This window comes from Endozoicomonas atrinae (genome assembly GCF_001647025.1).
Classification (GTDB): Bacteria; Pseudomonadota; Gammaproteobacteria; order Pseudomonadales; family Endozoicomonadaceae; genus Endozoicomonas; species Endozoicomonas atrinae.
The window spans coordinates 1-19,036 of record NZ_LUKQ02000054.1 but is presented as its reverse complement, the minus strand read 5'-3'; the positions used below and the strand labels follow the sequence as shown (position 1 = coordinate 19,036).

Annotated in this window: 14 protein-coding genes; all 14 read right to left on the bottom strand. The window is 46.9% G+C overall.

What is annotated here, in order from left to right; genetic code table 11:
- Positions 1–177: 177 nt before the first annotated feature.
- The 14 genes from AK963_RS09965 to AK963_RS09900 all read right to left on the bottom strand — a co-directional run bounded on the left by AK963_RS09965 (position 178) and on the right by AK963_RS09900 (position 18,965).
- On the bottom strand, positions 178–1,320 hold the full coding sequence (locus AK963_RS09965; protein ID WP_066015300.1) for a glycosyltransferase family 4 protein: 1,143 nt from the start codon (positions 1,318–1,320) through the stop codon (positions 178–180).
- On the bottom strand, positions 1,320–2,399 hold the full coding sequence (locus AK963_RS09960; RefSeq protein ID WP_066015299.1) for a glycosyltransferase: 1,080 nt from the start codon (positions 2,397–2,399) through the stop codon (positions 1,320–1,322). The genes AK963_RS09965 and AK963_RS09960 overlap by 1 nt, the downstream gene beginning before the upstream one ends.
- 10 nt (positions 2,400–2,409) lie before the next feature.
- The gene (locus tag AK963_RS09955) at positions 2,410–3,723 is read right to left on the bottom strand and encodes a hypothetical protein (protein WP_066015298.1); all 1,314 of its coding nucleotides are present in this window, start codon (positions 3,721–3,723) and stop codon (positions 2,410–2,412) included.
- Positions 3,724–3,779: 56 nt separating this feature from the next.
- Positions 3,780–5,138 carry a lipopolysaccharide biosynthesis protein gene (locus tag AK963_RS09950; RefSeq protein WP_139117340.1) on the bottom strand — a complete coding sequence of 453 codons (1,359 nt, stop codon included), beginning with the start codon at positions 5,136–5,138 and terminating at the stop codon, positions 3,780–3,782.
- The gene (locus tag AK963_RS09945; RefSeq protein WP_139117339.1) at positions 5,131–6,003 is read right to left on the bottom strand and encodes a class I SAM-dependent methyltransferase; all 873 of its coding nucleotides are present in this window, start codon (positions 6,001–6,003) and stop codon (positions 5,131–5,133) included. Before AK963_RS09945 ends, AK963_RS09950 begins: the two co-directional genes overlap by 8 nt.
- Positions 5,987–7,843 (bottom strand): asparagine synthase (glutamine-hydrolyzing), encoded by a 1,857-nt coding sequence (gene asnB / locus AK963_RS09940; RefSeq protein ID WP_066015295.1) that lies wholly within the window; start codon positions 7,841–7,843, stop codon positions 5,987–5,989. The genes AK963_RS09945 and asnB overlap by 17 nt, the downstream gene beginning before the upstream one ends.
- A 151-nt stretch (positions 7,844–7,994) precedes the next feature.
- The gene (locus AK963_RS09935; protein WP_274520509.1) at positions 7,995–9,101 is read right to left on the bottom strand and encodes an NAD-dependent epimerase/dehydratase family protein; all 1,107 of its coding nucleotides are present in this window, start codon (positions 9,099–9,101) and stop codon (positions 7,995–7,997) included.
- Between the two features lie 64 nt (positions 9,102–9,165).
- Positions 9,166–10,470, bottom strand: coding sequence for a Vi polysaccharide biosynthesis UDP-N-acetylglucosamine C-6 dehydrogenase TviB (gene tviB, locus AK963_RS09930; RefSeq protein ID WP_066015294.1), 1,305 nt, complete (start codon positions 10,468–10,470; stop codon positions 9,166–9,168).
- Positions 10,471–10,640: 170 nt separating this feature from the next.
- The gene (locus tag AK963_RS09925; protein ID WP_066015310.1) at positions 10,641–11,774 is read right to left on the bottom strand and encodes an ISAs1 family transposase; all 1,134 of its coding nucleotides are present in this window, start codon (positions 11,772–11,774) and stop codon (positions 10,641–10,643) included.
- 684 nt (positions 11,775–12,458) lie between these two features.
- A complete protein-coding gene (locus AK963_RS09920; RefSeq protein ID WP_066015293.1) occupies positions 12,459–14,393 on the bottom strand; it encodes a polysaccharide biosynthesis tyrosine autokinase in 1,935 nt (644 codons plus the stop codon).
- A 36-nt stretch (positions 14,394–14,429) separates the two neighbouring features.
- The gene (locus tag AK963_RS09915; RefSeq protein ID WP_066015292.1) at positions 14,430–14,735 is read right to left on the bottom strand and encodes a hypothetical protein; all 306 of its coding nucleotides are present in this window, start codon (positions 14,733–14,735) and stop codon (positions 14,430–14,432) included.
- A 941-nt stretch (positions 14,736–15,676) separates the two neighbouring features.
- Complete coding sequence (locus tag AK963_RS09910; protein WP_066015291.1) at positions 15,677–16,792, bottom strand: hypothetical protein; 1,116 nt, start codon at positions 16,790–16,792, stop codon at positions 15,677–15,679.
- Between the two features lie 91 nt (positions 16,793–16,883).
- Positions 16,884–17,732 (bottom strand): hypothetical protein, encoded by an 849-nt coding sequence (locus tag AK963_RS09905; RefSeq protein WP_139117338.1) that lies wholly within the window; start codon positions 17,730–17,732, stop codon positions 16,884–16,886.
- A gap of 144 nt (positions 17,733–17,876) precedes the next feature.
- Entirely contained in the window at positions 17,877–18,965 is a 1,089-nt protein-coding gene (locus tag AK963_RS09900; protein ID WP_139117337.1) for an ATP-dependent DNA helicase, read from the bottom strand.
- Positions 18,966–19,036: the final 71 nt, after the last annotated feature.

The window sequence follows — 19,036 nt, the reverse complement described above, 5'->3', positions numbered from 1 at the left end:
TATCTTTCAAAAACTTTCTGTGTCGCCAATAATTCAGGATTTATACTATTACCGGCCGAAAAATTTCCGTGCGATATTGATTTTTGTATTTCCAATAAATTTTAATACATCCTAGAATACGAAGAAATCGCCACACCAATCCTAAAGCTGGACAACAAATTCGGTATAAAAACAAAATCATTTTTCGAATCCAATAGCTTGGCAAAAAGCCTCCTCATTTTGTTGATATGAACACTTTGAAGAAACCCAACTTTTACCATTGATACCGACTTTCTTTGCTTGTTCCAAGTTTTCTATGACATCTTTTAGTACGTCAGCAAGTGCAGTAATGTTCCCAGCCTGGCACATCCATCCCGTCTCACCATTAATAATTAGATCATGTGCTGCACCTACAGCGTCTGTAGTAATGACAGGAATACCAGTCTCCATCGCTTCGTTTATAGTGAACCCCCAAGATTCGTACCCTACAGCATCACCAGGTAAAAATCGCGTTGGCAAAACAAATGCATCCGCAAGTTTGTAAAAACAAGAAGACTCTTCAATTTCACAAGATCCCCAAAAAATTACGCGATCAGAAATGCCGAGATCCGTTGTAAGTGCAATACACTCTGACCTGAAAGAGCCATCACCGACGACTAAGAGTTTCATACGAAAATCAAGCGCCGCAACAGCGTTCAGCAAGACATCCAAACCTTTATATTTTACTACCCGGCCAAGATATAAAATAACAGGCAATTTCGCGCTACATAAATCTGATTCCAAAGTTTTGAACCTGAGCGAATCAGTAAGGGGTTGGGGGCATGAATTGGTTAACGTGGTGGTGTTGTAGGCAGTGTATATATTATCTAAAGTAGCTCCATATTCTGATTCCATGTATTTAGCGGCACACGTACCCGCTGGCACAAAAGCATTAACCGTGGTGCGAACAAGAAAACGAACTAATGGTCGCAATAGTCTATACAGCTTTTGATCAGGGTATTTCCATAGCTCATCAAAAAGAATGATACGCTTGCCAAACATGTGTAATGGAAGACTGAGCAACAAAAAAGGGATAGATGTTGCACAAGAAAATATTACTTTTTGATATCTAAAGACGCGCCAAAGATCAAACGAAAAATTTTTCTTACCACCAAATTCAATCTCTTTGCATTGATAGAATTTGATAGTGGTAGTTTTTAAAATGCTTTCTGTCTCAGTACCTGCAGGAGTATCAAGGGAATTAATGGATGTAAAAAGAAACTCTACATTATGTTTAGATAAACGCTCAAACAATTCTGTTCGATAACTTCTTATGGCTGGGTGTAAAAAGGCAATACGCATTAACTCTTCCCCATGAACTGATAGTTGAAATGCGTAATACTTTGTTTCCTCATAGAAACTCGGAGTTCAGGGTCAGATGCAACGATTATCATAGTTTTTGCCAAATCTTGAATAAACTGACTATAGTCAACCGACTTCATATTTTCTAACAATTGAGGTACAAGAAAGTTATTGGTTGGAATGTAGCCTTCCCATGCTGAAATAGGCGGATTAATTAGAAAACCATTTGAGCCATTAATTACAATCTCACTACTGGCATACATATTTGTCGTGATTACACATAAGCCACAACTGATAGCCTCTAATAAGACCATGCCGAATGACTCCATATACGAGGGATGAAGCAGCACATCTGATTGGCACATCTGCTCAATCACTTTGTCACGAGAAAGGTTTGCGGCCAGAACAGTACACCCTGGAATCGAATTAGCGAACTTTCGATACTCATCAGGCAAGTGTGTAACGAGTGTGAACGAGGCTTCAGGACATGCATCAGCCACGATTTTGCAAGCCTGTAGGAGTGCTCTCCCACCCTTTAACTCAAACTGCGTACCAATGAACAAGAAACGACAGGCTTTTTCTTTGCGGTCAGGAAAACTGGACGTTTTTTGAACAGTTAAGGGGTAGTGAACATCTGCCTTCTCATAAACTTCTTCACCAAACAGGAATCTTAAAGATTGTCTGCATGCCTCGCTCATACAGCGAATCTCTTGACAGCGATCTGATAAGAGGACTCTTTTGATTATGAACCGATAAAAGGGCATGGCGCGCAGATTATAGCCTACTAATGACCAAGGATTATCAATATCTACGATAAACGGGCCTGTTGCAATCAAACCACCCCAAACATAAACAATTGCCCCGCTAGGAGCCTGCCTAGGGCGCCTTTTGATGTTTAACAACGGTATAATTTGTTTCCATGAGCGATAGACTTTATTACTAGTCGCTTGTGCTCTTGGTACCTGTGCTCCTACACGATTTTTGGCGATTTCTGGATTGACGACTTCGTTATTTGGCCAATGTTTTATCGTGTCTAGTTGACGATCCCTAAGGTAAGAGTGAGGATAAAAGTAAATCATTACGTTTAGTTTAAATTTTAATTTTCTTTATGAATTTAACCGCAAGCAACCAAGGTAATAACATAACTACACCCTGAATAATTCCGGTACCACTTCTTACAAAATTAAACATATATATGTACAAGTAAGAAGCCACAATGATGCTTGTAAATGACGCTGATTGTTTATAAAAAATGGTTCGTTCTATCCATTTAAGTAGGAATGCAACGGTTACCGCATAAAATATAAAACCTATTAACCCAAATCCATATAGTGAATCGACCACTATTCCAGAGGGAAGTGTTGTAACTCCATAACCTGTTGAGTACAAATAATCTTGTATTTCCACTGAGCCATATACTAATGGCTTTGATGACCACATTGCACGAGGAATAAGCGCGAAGAATGAATTAAATGCGTAAGCAACCCCAAAATCAATCCCTCCAATATGTTCGGGAATTTTTGTAATTTCCAGAAATCGAGATAAATATTCAACACCTTCAAATGTAGAGCCAATTGAAACCACAGTATCTTCTACATTAAAAGAAGGAATACCAGTTTCAGTAATTTTATCAAATGAGTATCTAAATAATTGTGCAAATGGAGCGAGTAAAGATGTAACAACTGGGTATACAGCCAATAAAGCCAACAAGCCAGACTTCTTCGAGCCTAAATAAATATAGAGCAAAAGCAAGTAGAAAGCTAGATACAAAGGCCTCCTGGTAGTTAGCAAAATACTGGATAAAAATGCAATTGAAAAAACCAAAACAAGAACAACAAATGATATAGCTTTTCTTTTTTTTTGAATTCCAAATAGATAAATAAAAAATCCTGCTAAATATAAGTCCCCAATCAAGAAATTTATTCCTTCGCCAATTCTTGCTTCAATTTGTTCGTTTCCATGATAAACACGTATAAGCTCAAAGCCTACAGATGAGAGCAACGAACAATAATAGTAATAGGACAATAAAATTAGCAGGCCTACCAAGAAAATAACACCAAAATCATTTCGAGAACTAATAGAGCTTATGTGTATATCATTTCTTTGACCATGTATTATCATGCATGCATTACCTTTTATAATGGATGCGTATACTACTCGTATCATAAACCAGAAAACAAAAGAAAATAACAAAGCATGCTTGATAATATACATATCCGGTTCCAATGGAGCCTGTATTGGTAATCCATAAGAAATTATTAGATATTTTATTGGGTATGAAAGCATAAAGAAATAGCTAAACAGCCAAAATGGTTTTGCAGCAGTGGTTATCCAGCCATATCGTAATGCGTCCGCAAAGAAAATCAACAACATTATAACAATCAGCACTAATGCCAAAATCATAATTAATATTTACCTGCTAAGCTAGTTATACTTATTATTAGCTATAAAATTAACTTTCAGTTACCTCCATTTTTTATAATTCTATCTTCATTACCATTTTTTTTAGCAACAAATAAAATGGTATTTCGCCCAAGCCATAAATAAAGGTAGAAAACCAGCAAACCATGAACAATGGTTACTGCCAAAATTGGAGTGATATATCCAAAAGTTGAGAAAAATAACAGAACTATAGTCAACTTGGCAGCAAGTTCTAACGCTACGATACGGTTCAATGGTTTTGTATTGATCAATGAATATGCAATGTCTGCTGGCCATCGTGAAACCGCCAAGAAAAACATTGCAGTTGCAGCGAGTAGGTAGGGTAGTTGCCCTTCCGGAGCATTATCGCCTACCCAAATTGTGACAACCCAACTACCTATCGTGCCGTATATCAGTGCGGCAACCCCTGCGACGGCCATCATAAAATAGAGTCCACGCTTGTAATTTTTCTGTAGTCCATCATGTTCCTCCCTTGTATCCATGGCGATAAGAAATGGGGCATATGATCCGGGTATACGCCAGAATACCAGGATTATCACTTCAGGTATTCTCCAAAGCAGATAGTAATTGGCCACTGTCTCTGGATCTGTTAACCACCCGAGCACCAACACATCGGCTTGCAATGTAAGTAGCAATATACCGTAAATAACATATTCCCGCCCCATCTTGCCGCTAACACGACTCCAAAGGTCTCGAAAGTCTGGTATTGATTTCATCCACGCAAATTGATAGACATCTTTCCCCCAATAAAACCATGCTAATGTGCGTATCGTAAAAATCCCTCCGATTTGAGCTGAAATAACTCCTGCGAGACCCCATTCAGCATGAAGGCCAGCAAGGACACCAACGGCAAAAATTATTTGACCAATCATTTCATTCCGATTGCTTTTGCTTTGCTTGTGGCAGGCATTGAATGCAAGTCGGTCAGCGTTATACTCGTACAACAATATTAAGTAGAGACATGCCAGCAATAGAGCTGTCACAATTTCTATATCTTTAAGTGCATTAGGTATCAACAAGGGTACTGTTATCCAAAACACCAGAACAACTAATATTGCGTAACCAACATATAGCCATTTTGCAAACGCATATGCTGATCTAAATCCTTTGACATCATTGATGGCTGCACGCTCTGCCATAATGCGTGCCATGCCTCCACTCAGCCATCCAACTCCAATCGCCACATAGTTGTTCGCAGCCAGTATCATTGCCAGCACACCAAATTTTTCTTTACCAAGATGGCTAAGATAGAGTGGCACCAAAACCAACTGAACAACAATAGTGACCCCCATCAAGCCATACCCTGTTATTAGAGCCTTGGCATAATTACGGTTAAGCGGCAACCGGGATAAAAGGGCGGTAAACTTGCTAGGCATGTGTTTGTTTTCGCAGAGTATAAAGAACGCTTGGGTAGAGACCTAAAGTGCCGATTATAGCAATAATGAGTGGAGCCACGCCGATGCGCTGCAATACACCGAGCACCTTAGCTATCAGTCGATATTTTTTAATAACTGCCTTGCCGCTGGCTGCTGCGCGCAGTTTATCAATTGCACGATTATCCCAACAAAAACCATATTTTTTAAATAGCCGTTGTAATGATCCGGGCGTGACGAATTTCAAGTGGTTGATAAAGTTGAGCTGGCTCCATTGACCTTGTAACAATGCCGTGAATTTAACGAATTTTTTCCCAAAAAGTGGGATAGTGAAGACACCTAAATGGGGTTCGTAAGGGAATCGGTAGTTGGGGGCCTCAAGGTGAATAGCACCGGTTAGACTGAGCACCCGTGCCATTTCTCTAACCACTGCTTCGACATCGTTGACATGCTCTATTACGGTATGACAGACAATAAGGTCAACCGTTCCGTCAGGCAATGGTAGATTTTCACCAAAGCCTTGTTCGAATTGAGGTTGTCGTGCTTGGTCTTTACTGTGCATGGCATTGGCTGCGTTGACTGCTTGATGTTCTGGCTCAATACCGATTATTTCGGCGTCTGGAAACTCTTGTTGCAAGGCGTAGCAATTAAGCCCGGCAGAGCTACCGATTTCAAGGATTCGCCTTACCTTTATGTCAGGGAGGTCGGCTTTTATCCCCTTCGCAGTGGACCGAGATGAATCCCAACAAGCCTGTACATGGGCATCAATATCAGTACCATGGAGAACTCGCCGAGCATGACCGTAATTATCTTGATTGTTCAAAAATTGCACCCAGGCCTGTCGACTCTGTTCAGTGAGTTGCATCATCTTCCTCGTGTAACCAGCATTGCAATGCAAGCTGTTTTGCCACGTGGCTTGCTACAGCATCGCCACTTAAAAAACCCTGCCATTGCTGCTGGATGCCGGCTTTGCTGAGGAGCCCATCAACAGTATTTGGGTTTTCCATTATTTCGTCTGTTCGAGCACGCCAAGCTCCGCGCAACAGATCTGCCTCCTGGATGCCCGACCCAAACCCTCTCTTTGGCGCCTTGAGAAGTGATTCAGGTATCAGGTCTCGTACTGCATCACGCAGAATGGCTTTGAGCCAATTTTTGTTATTGGCATCAGGAATTTTGAGCTCGGGCGATGTGGCCAGTGCGAAATCAATCACTTCCTGATCCAAAAATGGAGCGCGGATCTCAATGGATGCAGCCATCGCTGGCAGGTCACCGGCAATCGTAACTGAATGGGTATTTTCGACCATCAGGGCAACGAAATTTGACTCATCAATGTAATGCTGTGAAGGACAGAGTTCACCCCAGTATCCCAGCTCTTCAGCTGCACGGTTAGCAAGGGTATCGATAGCATCAGCCGACAGGCAGTGATGCCAGGTGGATTTAGCGATAGCACTATAAAAAGCAGCCTTGCGTGCCCCCGGCTTGGCAGCCATCCAGCCCAAACGGGTCTGTTTGAGAGGATTAAGGAGTGGCCGCAATGGAGCGATGCGATCGAGCCAACGAGAAATACGCAGGGTACGGGTATGACCTGTATAGCCGTAAAAAATTTCATCGGCCCCATTTCCGGTGAGTACTACCTTAATCCCGTCATCACGTATTGAACGACAAAGGGTGTAAGCGTGTACCAGCGGCAGCAGCATAATCGGCTCACCATGGGTGACGATCAGTTGATTGAAAATTTGCCACTGCTCTTCAGGGTCGAAGTAGAACTCTTTGTGATTGGTGCCAAGTTGTTGTGCCATCTGCCGAGCACGGCGAAGGTCTTCATCATCGCGATCAAAGCCCAGAGCGTAGGTGTGGATCGGCTGAGTAACGTGTTGCTGCATCATCGCCACAATAGCTGAACTGTCGATACCACCAGAAAGCAGAGCCCCAACAGGGACATCGGCACGCATGCGCAAGGCTATCGCTTCTTCCAGGGTAGTTCGCAATTGTTGAGCGGTGGTGGGCAGGCTGGACTGAGTTGGCGTCCAGTAACGCCAGGTTTGGTCAATCCTGCCCTGCCGTACGCGCATGGCGTGTCCAGCACGTAGCCTTTTGATACCGCGATAGGCAGTATGTGGATCAGGAATATGGCGCAGGTTGTGCAGTAACATCGCGGCAATAGCGTCATGGTCGTAGCCTGTGTCTATTGCCTCAACTTGGCGTACTGCCAGAATTTCTGATGCAAAAATAAAACCCCGTGAGGTTTGTGCATAGACGAACGGCTTTTTGCCAACCCGATCACGGGCACAGAAAAGCGTGTCGGCAGCGTGATCGTAAAGGGCAAAGGCAAACATGCCGCGTAAGTGAAGCAGCATGGCTTCACCCCATTGACGGTATGCTTCAATCAGTACTTCGGTATCGCTGTGTGTGCGAAATTGGCTTCCCTTGGCGATAAGTTGTTGCTGTAGCTCGCGGTAGTTGTAGATCTCCCCATTAAATACGACGGTGTAGTCCCTGCCCACACTGTGCATAGGCTGACTCCCTGCATCAGTTAAATCAAGGATGGACAGGCGGTTGTGGGCGAGCCCAATAGCACCATTATCCGACAGCCATATTCCATGGGCATCGGGACCGCGATGGTGTTGCACCCGCAGCATATTTTCAAGGTATTTGTGGAGATCAATATTGTGATCTGGCTTCTGGTAGATACCACTAATTGCACACAATGCTCAGCACCCCTTAAGCATGGTTAATTTCATGCGCAGAGAGGGCAAGGTGCTGATGAAGCGGCTCGCACTGCTTATAAAAACTTTCATGAATGGTTTCCGAATGAGTGCTGAACGTGAACTGGAACCAGGATCCAGCACCCTAAATGATTTATTGATTTAAATACCAGGGCATTGCTTCACTTACCCCATCCTTGATTTTGTAGGTTGGCTGATAGCCGAGTAAGGTTTTACTTTTCATAATATCTGCCTGAGAATGACGCACATCCCCAGCCCGAAAATCGCGGTAAACTGGCTTTGCGGTTGCTACTTCAGGCAATGTCTTTGCCAGATTCATTTTTATGGCCTTGAATAGATCATTAAGGGTTGTGCGATCTCCCACCGCCACATTAAAGACATTATCTTTTACTTCATCATCTGCCACAGCAGCAAGAACATTGGCCTGCACAGCATTATCGATGTAACAGAAATCCCGGCTGGTTTCGCCATCGCCATTAATGTAAACCGTATCACCTTTAATCAGCGCCGCTGTCCACTTTGGGATCACTGCTGCATAGGCTCCTTTCGGATCCTGACGACGACCAAAAATATTGAAGTATCGAAGACCGATGGCTTTGAATCCGTAGGTACTTGCAAACACACCCGCATAGAGTTCGTTTAAATATTTGGTGACAGCGTAAGGGGATAGTGGATTACCAATATTCTCTTCTACCTTGGGTAACGAAGGATGATCACCATAGGTCGAACTGGAGGCTGCATAGGTGAAGCTTTTAACTTCTTCATCTCTGGCTGCCACCAGCATATTCAGAAAGCCTGCAATATTAGTTTCATTAGTGGTGATCGGATCATCGATGGAACGGGGCACTGAACCCAGAGCAGCCTGGTGCAGAACGTAGTCCACCCCTTTGCATGCCTTGTAGCAATCTTTCGGGTTGCGGATATCGCCTTCAATAAAAGTAAAGCGTTGCCACTGTTCTTGAGTAACCAGGGCTTGGACTTCATCCAGATTATGCTGATAACCGGTGGCAAAGCTGTCCAGGCCAATGACGGTCTGATTGAGCTTAAGCAGGGTTTCCAAAAGGTTGGAACCGATAAAACCAGCAACGCCGGTGATGAGCCAGGTTTTCGGATTTGCTTTCAGGTCTTGTTTAACTTGATCGTATTTCATAATAAAAGATTGTTGTCCGAATTCCGTTGCCCGTTGTCCGTAAAAGACAACGAAACGAATTGTTACATAGCGCTTTTGAGCAGTACCCACAATGTGCTTTCCATACCTGAACTTCTTTTTCGGGTTACAGAAATCGGACTGCGGTCAGCGTTATTCAAAGCCGACCGTCTACAGCTTCAGCAGGTAATACATACTTAACGTCATAAACCACGCATTCCTTGAGACCGAGTTTGCGGATGCTTTCTGCCCCCATCGCCATAAACTGGTCATGGGCAACGGCCAGAACAATGGCTTCGTATTTACCAGCTGCGGGTTCTTTTACCGGTGTAATGCCGTATTCATGTTCTGCTTCTACCGGGTTTACCCACGGATCATAAACATCCACATGGGCGCCGTATTCACGGAACTCCCTGACCATATCCACCACGCGGGTGTTTCTCAAGTCCGGGCAATTCTGTTTAAAGGTCAGCCCCATAATTAGTATGTTGGCATCTACCACATGGATACGTTTTTTGATCATCTTTTTGACCACCTGCGAGACAACGTATTGGCCCATGCCATCGTTAATTCGACGCCCTGCCAGAATGACTTCAGGATGGTAGCCAATCTCCTTGGCTTTGTGGGTCAGGTAGTAAGGATCGACACCAATACAATGTCCCCCAACCAGCCCGGGCCGAAATGGTAGAAAGTTCCATTTGGTACCTGCTGCCTGTAAGACTTCTTCGGTATCAATACCCAGACGATTAAAAATCAGAGCCAGCTCATTCACCAGGGCAATGTTCAAGTCACGCTGGGTATTTTCAATGACCTTGGCCGCTTCAGCAACACGAATACTGCTGGCCTTGTAAGTACCTGCCGTAATAATCGACTGATAGAGTGCATCCACAAAATCTGCCACCGCCAGGGTTGATCCTGATGTGACTTTTTTTATGGTGGTCACCCGGTGTTCTTTATCGCCGGGGTTGATCCGCTCCGGGCTATAACCAGCGAAGAAATCTTTATTAAAGATCAGGCCAGACTTTTTTTCGATCAGGGGGATGCAATCTTCCTCAGTAGCACCCGGATAAACTGTTGACTCGTAGATAACCACATCACCCTCGCTGATCACACTGCCCAGCATTTCAGAAGCCCTGATCAGGGGTGTCAAATCAGGACGATTATGCGCATCTATTGGCGTCGGAACGGTGACGATATAAACGTTGGCCGCTTTCAGGTCTTCCTGTTGTGCGCTGTAGCTTAACCGGGTAGCCGTGGCTAGCTCTTTGTCATCAACTTCCTGGGTATTATCGTGACCGGCCAGCAACTCCTCGACGCGAGTGAGATTGATATCAAACCCGATAGTATTAAATTTTTTGCCGAACTCTACCGCCAGTGGCAGGCCTACATAGCCGAGGCCAATAATAGCAATGGTGCTGTTTTCCAGAGTTTGCTGAATGTTGTGGATGAGTGGTTCGGCCATACTTGCTCCTTTCAGGTGTGCGTTTTCCAATTACGGTTTTCTGTTTATAAAAGGCGGTAGTAGAGTGGAAAACGTATGCTATAAATAGTTACAGATACGCACTCTACCGTCTTTTACTATCACATATAGTGCAACGTGACCATTAAATAAATACTGTCTGCAGGGAAAAATCATGAAACCCCGCACCCTGCGAGGACTTCAGACAGATATTGAGTTCTCATGGCTGCCTTTTTCTGCTTACGTTTCAAACCTGCTTTAAAGGTTTTGGTATTGTTCAACATATTGACTGCCATATGCCGAAAACCCGTGAGCATTTCAGCTGCATTCCCTCTTCTGATTCGACAATCATCTTCTCTCATTGCAACGTCCATTTTCCAATGGAGTTTATTTTCGATTGCCCAATGCTCTCTTGCAGCATGTGCAAACTCTTCTGCCGTTAATTCAGCAGAGGATATGTAATAACGAATACTGATGTCGTCGGCATTAAATACACCGTCTTCCATTCTGGCAGACAAAATAATTCCAAGTGTTTTCATTCCTTTCCAATCAAAAGAAAGGTTCACGAACTCATCAAAAATATCACTGACTATGTGAAGGCGTGTTTCCATTCTGCCATGGCTTTTCTCTTCGGTTCTGAAAGTATCACCTTTCCATTGATTCACTTTTTCAATAGAAAAATAATTCTCAAAGGCATCATGAAGCTTGCCCTGGTTACCTTTTACCGCCAATAAATAATCAGCGTCTTTATCGACGATTTTCTTGGCAATCTCCCTCTGACACCCCATGGCGTCTATGGTTATGAGGCAGCCGCGAATTTCCAGGAGATCAAGTAGTTCAGGTATGGCGGTAATCTCGTTACTTTTATCATTAATTTTAATTTGACCAAGAACCAATTCGTTTGCTGTCGCAAACGCACTCACCATGTGAATTGCACCTTTTTCCTTGCCTTTATCGTAAGACCCTCTTGCCGTTTTACCATCAATTGCAATGATTTCTCCATTGGTTGCCTGATGACAGCCCTGCATCCATTCAATGAAGCATGTTTGAAATTGCTTTGGATTAACGGCTGAAACCACTCTTGAAATGGTATGGTGCGAAGGGATTCCGTATTCAAACTCACCATAATTTCTTAGCCAGTCGAGTCTTTCATTACCGAAATCTTCAATTTCTTCCCAACCTTCACAGCCTGCGATCACTGCGCAAATGGTTAATAGCAGAATATCAGAAAGCTTATGATCTACTTTCCATTGCTGACGCGCATCATAAATGACAGATAGCTTGTTCATTAAATCAAATGCATTCATTGCCAGATCATCCATATCTTTTTTATATAAGACAATGGATGCTTATCTGGCTCTATAAGGATTTACACCTACCTGCTCGACGCCAGTAGCTTCAGGACTTTCATGATTTTCCCTTAGGAGAGCGGCTAAAGCCGTTCTTAGCAGGCAAAAGCAGTTACATCAAAATACATCTTCAGATCTGGTTGTGCGGGTGTTATGAACTGAGAGGTCAATGAAATGGTTTAGGAGGATTGGTGCGCGAGACTCACAACATGCGAGTAATTTTACCTCTCCCCCACGCTACCGCCCTTCAACTTTTTGCTTGAGCTGAAATTGCAGGGTTCAGATTGTATAACCGCACGGATACGATGCCTGAATGCTCACTGATGTGTGGGCAGAAAGACGAGTTGTGCTGTGTTTTCAGCCCTGTAAAGTAAACAGAACTCATTGCCAAACGGGGCATCGGGTATTGTCGATCATCCATCCGTTAGCGAAGTTGACTGTTTTCAGGGGATTTTGCCTGGCAATTGACCAGTGGTATAAGTTGGGTGCGTATTTTACCCCCGTTGCACGACAATGCAATACGGGAGTTGCCGATGAATATGGTTTCCAGTTGTCCGTAACCTTTTCCCGTAAGAGAGTCAGTGGATAAGACTGGTAGGCAACGGGCAACGGGCAACGGGCAACGGGCAACGGGCAACGACCTTAACTGTATTCGGTTTTAGTCATCTGGTTTATCACAGAGCCCAGCACCGTAATGCCGACCCGTTCAAGACGACGACTGGCATTTACAATACTCACAATATCGTCTTTCTGAGCATTAACCACCAATAGGGTGATGGCACAACGTTCGGCGATGACTGCACTATCGGTATACGGCAGCAGTGGCGGGGTATCCAGCAGCACTATATCGTACTCGGTGGAGAAGCGCTCCAGTATTTGGGTAAAAGTATCGTCCATCAGCAGTTCTACCGGATTCTCTGTAGGACGACCGCTGGGTAACAGGTGCAGCCGCTCACTGATTTTTACGATGGGGTTGCCGTCCGGTTGTGCGAGCACATCCGTCAGGCCTGTTGTGGCATTCTCGGCAAAATAGTGGTTAAGGCTTTCCCGCTGGTCAGTGGCTTGCCTCAGGTCTGTATCGATCAGTAATACCTTTTTACCTGCCTGAGCTAACAGTTCGGCCAGTTTGGCTGCGATAAAGGTTTTGCCCGCGCCATGTAATGAACTGGTAAGTATAACGCGGTTATTGTGTGCTTTGGTCAGGTCATAGAGCAGGTTGGTGCGCAGGGTGCGCAGGCTTTCAGTGGTCGGATCAGCCGGGTGTCGTGTGACCAGTGCCCTGCTGTCGGTTTGCTGATCCTGTTGCTTGATGCTTTGTACTTGTCGTTTACCCGTTTTGTTGTTTTGGTGTTTGCAGTATGGAATAGTCGTGTAGACTTTCAGGTCGGTCAGGGATTCCAGCTCCTCCGGCGTCAGTTCCCGGGTCAGCATTTCCCGAAATAACACCAGTCCGATACCCAGCATTACACCGAGCAGGGTCGCCAGGGCCAGAACCAATGGTTTTCTGGGTTTGATGGGGTTCTGGGATGATGTTGCGTAGCTGAGTATCTGTACTTTCTCTTTCTCCGCCTCCCACTTCAACGCTATTTTCAGTAACTCACGTTTGTTTAGCAGGGCGTTATAGGTGTGCATTTCAGCGGCAATGGTCTGCTGAATTTCTGTGGTTGGGGTGGTGATGGATTGCTGTTGTTCCTCCTGCTGCGTTGATTCGTTGATGTTGGCTGCCTGAATTTTTGTCAGGTCGGCCTCTGCCCGTGAAAGGTTGGCTCTGGCCGTCTGCAGGGCGGCTTCTACCTGTTGCTTCTCGTTGTTCAGTTTGGCTCTTGCTATTTCCGACCGGTATTCACGGTAACGTGCGATCAGGGTGGTGAGTATTTGTTCATTGGCGGATGTATCCGGACCTGTGATGGATAGCATCACTATGTTGGTGTTTCGGCCCTGCTCACTCATGGTCAGTTGTTTCAGCAGGTCTTCGGTTGCCCTGGGCATGGAGCGCTTTTTTAACACAAATTCGCTGTGGTCGGGTGCCTTTAGGTTCGAGATCAGCAGCTCAATTGTCTGGCCGTTGTCCTGGGCTCGGACGATCTCACCGACCTGTCCGTTAAACAGCGTTTTGCCCTGATAATCCAGTTGGTAAGCATTATTACCAAGGTAGGTGAGGGTGAATGGTTTGTTCTGAAGATGGCGGGGCACATTGAACTGGGTCACGGTGATGGTTTGGTTGTCCAACTCCCGGTCAAGCGCTTCACCAATAAGGGGTAAGTAGGCTGGCCGTGCCTCGATATCAAGCTTCTCACGGGTGATCACCGGTTGCAGCACCACGCTGCTGCGCATGACTTCAATGGCGGTGTTGGCAAGGGGTATTGGCGTTTCTCCGTCTTTTTCGACACCGTTTTTCAGCTCCAGCAGTGCCCTGGTGCTGTACTCTGGCGTTGCCACCAGTAGGTAAGTCAGGGCGACCAGGGAGCATAATAATGTGCAGCCTATAATCCACCACTTGCCACGGAGGAGGGTGCGAATGATCTCGGTAAGGCTGATAACCTCGTCGTCCTGGGGCTGGTTTGTGTATTGAGTCATGGCGTCTCTGGTGAGGTTGGTGGTCTTCGGGGAACTTCAGTGAAAGAGTGTCGAGTACTGGCGGCCTTTGTCGGTCAGAGCAAAGGTGGTGACGCCATCAAGGCCTTCTACTTTTTTGAGTAACCCGTATTGGAAGGGCTTGGTTACCGATTTACTGCTGCATAATTTATTCAGTGCGGTAGCCATTTTGTCCGGACAGCAGCCTGTTTCGGAGGCAATGGCATCCCAGGGCGCTGTTGGGTTGGTGGATACGTACATAAAAATCATAAAGTCATCCATGGTCATACCAAAGAAAACTTCTCTGAGCATTTTGTAAATGCCCGCTTCTTTTAGAGGGTTCATGGTTGGTGGTTTCCTGTCTTTCTTTGGTCGTAGCCGTTTTCCGTACCTGTTCCGTTACCCTTAAAAGCTCTGCTTGCAGGGTGCTTTATGGCTTTTGCTGAATGGAGTCTGAGGATGGCGTATCGGACTTCAACTTCCTTTCTGTGAGTGCGGTATTGGTTTTCGCCATTTTTTGTCTTGTCTTACCTGTGCTCGCTACCTTATGTGACAACCTTCGGAGCATAGGAACGAGTTAACTTTGGCTGTTTTTTCATTGCGCGTACGATTGGGCGGATTAAGCTTGTGCGGGCAACGGGCAACGGGCAACGGGCAACGGGCAACGGGCAACGGGCAACGGGCAACGGAGATGCTATGTTTTCTGCGCTTACGCTACCGCCCGTCAGCAAAATGCGTAGCTGAAACTGCAACATTTGAATGGTTTGGCCGCTCTTGTAAGCTGATGTTGATTTCGGGTTTTAAATCGGCTAAAAATTTTACCGGTTTCCAATGGCAATGCAATCAAAAGACGTTGCCCGTTTTCCTTACCCGTTACCCGTAAGAGCGTGCACTTATCTTATACGGGGCACGGGAAGCGACTCTTTACTGTTGAATTTCAACCGGTTAAATTGTCAGCATTCCCCGCTGTTGCGGGGGTTAGCGTGATCAGGGCAACTCCTTTGATGCGGTTTATCAGAGTCCCCATCGATTATGGGGGTTAGCGGATGATTGATGGCATCGATGGCCTGGGTGCTGGATGTTCCCCGATTTTCGGGGGTTGGCGTTCTGGTTTTGCAGGAGCTTCCCGCTCGGTAAAATTCCCCGCCGTTGTGGGGGTTAGCGTCCCGATCGAACTCATGCACATCAGATTTTGGTGTATTCCCCACTGTTGTGGGGGTGAAAGATCCTGCCCGTTGTCCGTTAAAGATAAAAGATGAGCTTTGACGGGCAGGGGGAAGCACCTTTTAACCGTTTTTCTGGTTAAAGACGCTGAAATCCAGTCCGTATTTTTTGGGGTTGGCAAAAGCCGCATCCGCCAGTTCCAGTGCTGCTTGCAGGGTCTTGTCATTTCCTTCCGGAATGATGTCAAACGATAACAGCCCGACCGTTATCCGCCCGAGAGTCTGCGGAGCGTTAAGATCATCGCCCCAAGTGCGAACCTGCCAGTCAAGGGCAAACTCCCCTTTGCCATCGGCGAAATGAGCTCCCACAAACGGGTGTTTGCTGATTTCCCTCAGTGCATAGAGGATAAAGCCCAGATCCAGCTCGGAAGCCCGGGCAATATCGATTCCGCTGCGCATGACGGTGCCGGGGCAGATGGCTTCATACCCTTCGACCGGTCGAACCAGCGTTTCGGTCGGTCCCTCTTTGCTGTTTTTGATGTCCGCCTTGCTGGCTTCCAGCTGATTGATCTGATCACCGAGCTTTTTCTTTTCTGCAGTGGTGGCACTGGCGTAGCTTTTTTTTATGGCCTTGATTTCATCATCAATGTCACGGACACGGCGGGCGATATCGCCATCTTCGGTCATGATGCGCTTGAGCTGTGCAACATCAGTCTCCGGGAGATAGCTGACCAGTTCGGGGTTTTTCTTATGGGGCATGCCGCGCATTTTGGAGTGCAGGTAGTGAACCGGCGTCGCGGTGTTTTCCGGTATCCAGTCATTTACGCCAAGGGTGCCAGCGTGTTTCCAGAAACCACCGAGGCTGATCAGCGGATTGATACGTCTGAGCCCTTCCTCCCGTTCAATGGAGCCTTCCATGGATGTGGCGTTGAGCTCTTTCGCCAGCTCACCAATGGCTACACCCTGAATCAGCATAAAATGGTCCTTCAGGGGGAGACGGCCTCCGGCCGATTTGCAGGCCCCCACTAATAAGGCTTCGCGGATCAGGTGACGCAGTTGGGTTCCCGGAAAAAAAACCGGCGACTGATCCAGTTTCGGACCCAGACGAGGGAGGCGTTGGAGATCTTTTGATCCGGTGGAACTGGCAAAGTTATCGTCGGGACGGCTGACGGCCAGCCCGGAGACGGCGGTGGTGGTGCCGCGGAAGTAGTAGGGGCGTCGGTGGTGGTGGGTGTTCATTCTTAACCTCTTTAAAAGTCGTTTCCTGCTGCCCGCTTCCCGTAAAGCACTTGTCTTGTCTTTTTCAGGAAGCGGGTAGTGGGAAGCGTTCTTAACGTATCAATATGACCCGACGGACTTTATCCGCCGGTACGCCATCTACCGGACGGTATTGTTGATGCCCTGGCCAGTATGGGGCCTTGACCGGGATGGATGCAGAGCGTGTGTAGTCCGGTGCCTGTTCCTGATTCTGCAGCCAGGTCATGGGCAGGTTGCGGGCTATCTGGCCGTGGGCATCGATCATGGAGTAGTCGTGATCGATGGTGTTAATCCAGAGGTTGCGCACGGTACCGCTGCCGGAGTTGGCATTGACTCCGATGCGGGCGCAGTAAAATTGCGCCAGAGATTCGATACGGTGGATATCACCGACACCGTGGAACACCAGCCAGGGCGAATGGAAAGCTTCAAACCGGTTTAAGCGACTTTTTTCCGGTCCGCCAGTGGTGAAAACCCTGCGAAATACCTCGGTTCCATCATTAGCCACCCTGGATGGGGTGATCCGGTTATCCCTGAGTTGTTTACCAAAGCGTAAACTCCCGACATAGTGGCGGTGCCTGGCGGTGATTCCCTGCTCCGGAGTGACACCAAAGGCCAGGGCGCTGCCATGGTATAGGTCATGATGCTCATCGTATTTGAGCAGCGTGTGCAGCATGGCAAGCGCCTTTTCGGGGCAGCCGGTGTGCTGGAAACAAGCATACGACAACAGACCATCCAGATGGATTGGGTGTTTGCGCAGTGTGACTGGGGAGCCGGTTTCAAATACCAGTTCAAACGATTTGAAATCCGTTGCCCGCTCATTGCTCCCGACGTCCGTAAAAGCTGTTTCCTGTTGTTTTCGGTAGGCAGACGCCGATAGGCGGGGCACGGTTTTACTGTTTTCGAAAAGATCAAACTGGCTCATATCAATACCTTTGGAAAATCGCCCTGTTAGCCGTACCGCTTGACCGTAAGAATGTTGACTGTCTTTTTCGAAAAGCGCATAACGGTGGGCGGACTGCACCTTTTGCCTTTTTCGGGGCTCGTGTACTGGCAACGGGTAACGAGACTAAAGCCATACCAAAACTTCTGGCTTTCCAGTCTTTGGTTTTGGTGGTATTCGATGGCCGTCCGACTGAAAATATTCTGCCTGTTCATAGTTGCTGAAAAAACGTTCGGGGATGACGCCTGCGAGGCGATAGCGGCGGTCGGGGCCGATGCGGGGGTCGGCTATCCAGCCGGTGACACTGTCCTGGCTGGCGCGGATGCCCCGGCCGATCAGCCCCTGGCGGAGTTTGCGAAGGCCACGATCCCGTACCCGGGCAAATAGTACCTTGTTTGCTTCATCCCTGCTCCGGCCATTACTGATATAGCGGGCGGCAAAGGCGTTCTCCATGACCCGGCTGGGGGGTTGGACAGGGAGACGGGTGACCATAATGTTCTTCAGGAGCTGGCTGCCATCTTTTGACCGGATGCCGACACCTTCCCAGGCGGATGGGGTGACGATGGCGGTGATTTGCCCGGCCTGCAGCTGTTCTATCAGCTCATCAAGACGGCTGCCGCGCAGGTGATAGCCAATTTCAGGAAGGTTTACCAAGGTTTGAAGCTCTGCGACTTCGGCAAAGGATGGGCAGAGACAGAGCGTGGCTCCTTCTTTTAGACAGGCTTCCAGCATGTTCGCCGTAAAGGCAAGCCATTGCTGGTTGTAGTCGGCCTGTTCATTGTCGTTTTCCCGGTTGTCCATAAAAGGGTTTGGTACGTCTCCTGCCAGTACAAACCGGATGTCGCCATAATGACTGGGCGCATAGCGGCCATAGCTGCTGATATCCACTTCGCGGATACCCAGGGCTGAGCGCAGAGGGGCAAACCGGGCAATTCCCTGCTGGGTGGAGATGCCAAGGGTGCCGCTGGTGAGCATCACGGAAACCGGAGGTTGCTGGTCGCTGATGCCCCGTGTCCAGCGGCTGAAAGCCAGCCCAGCGAATGGGTTGTCAATAGCCACGGAAGCTATGCGGTTAACCGGTGACCAGGCCAGGCAGCTCGGCTGGTATTCATCAGTCAGAATGCTGTTAAGAGACTGGTAGAAACCTTTCAGGGTATTCATACCAATCGCATTTTCTAAATCCTTAAGCTGCCGCCAACTATGCTTAGGCATCATTACCATGCATTATCTAGAACAGATGTCTCGTCGACCACAGCTACCCGAAGGTTTTAATGATGTTGATTTTC

Bases quoted from the DNA above. Each gene is read 5' to 3' on its own strand.
- AK963_RS09965 (WP_066015300.1), bottom strand. From the start codon at position 1,320: ATGCGTATTGCCTTTTTACACCCAGCCATAAGAAGTTATCGAACAGAA.
- AK963_RS09960 (WP_066015299.1), bottom strand. From the start codon at position 2,399: ATGATTTACTTTTATCCTCACTCTTACCTTAGGGATCGTCAACTAGAC.
- AK963_RS09955 (WP_066015298.1), bottom strand. From the start codon at position 3,723: ATGATTTTGGCATTAGTGCTGATTGTTATAATGTTGTTGATTTTCTTT.
- AK963_RS09950 (WP_139117340.1), bottom strand. From the start codon at position 5,138: ATGCCTAGCAAGTTTACCGCCCTTTTATCCCGGTTGCCGCTTAACCGT.
- AK963_RS09945 (WP_139117339.1), bottom strand. From the start codon at position 6,003: ATGATGCAACTCACTGAACAGAGTCGACAGGCCTGGGTGCAATTTTTG.
- tviB (WP_066015294.1), bottom strand. From the start codon at position 10,470: ATGGCCGAACCACTCATCCACAACATTCAGCAAACTCTGGAAAACAGC.
- AK963_RS09925 (WP_066015310.1), bottom strand. From the start codon at position 11,774: ATGAATGCATTTGATTTAATGAACAAGCTATCTGTCATTTATGATGCG.
- AK963_RS09920 (WP_066015293.1), bottom strand. From the start codon at position 14,393: ATGACTCAATACACAAACCAGCCCCAGGACGACGAGGTTATCAGCCTT.
- AK963_RS09915 (WP_066015292.1), bottom strand. From the start codon at position 14,735: ATGAACCCTCTAAAAGAAGCGGGCATTTACAAAATGCTCAGAGAAGTT.
- AK963_RS09910 (WP_066015291.1), bottom strand. From the start codon at position 16,792: ATGAACACCCACCACCACCGACGCCCCTACTACTTCCGCGGCACCACC.
- AK963_RS09905 (WP_139117338.1), bottom strand. From the start codon at position 17,732: ATGAGCCAGTTTGATCTTTTCGAAAACAGTAAAACCGTGCCCCGCCTA.
- AK963_RS09900 (WP_139117337.1), bottom strand. From the start codon at position 18,965: ATGATGCCTAAGCATAGTTGGCGGCAGCTTAAGGATTTAGAAAATGCG.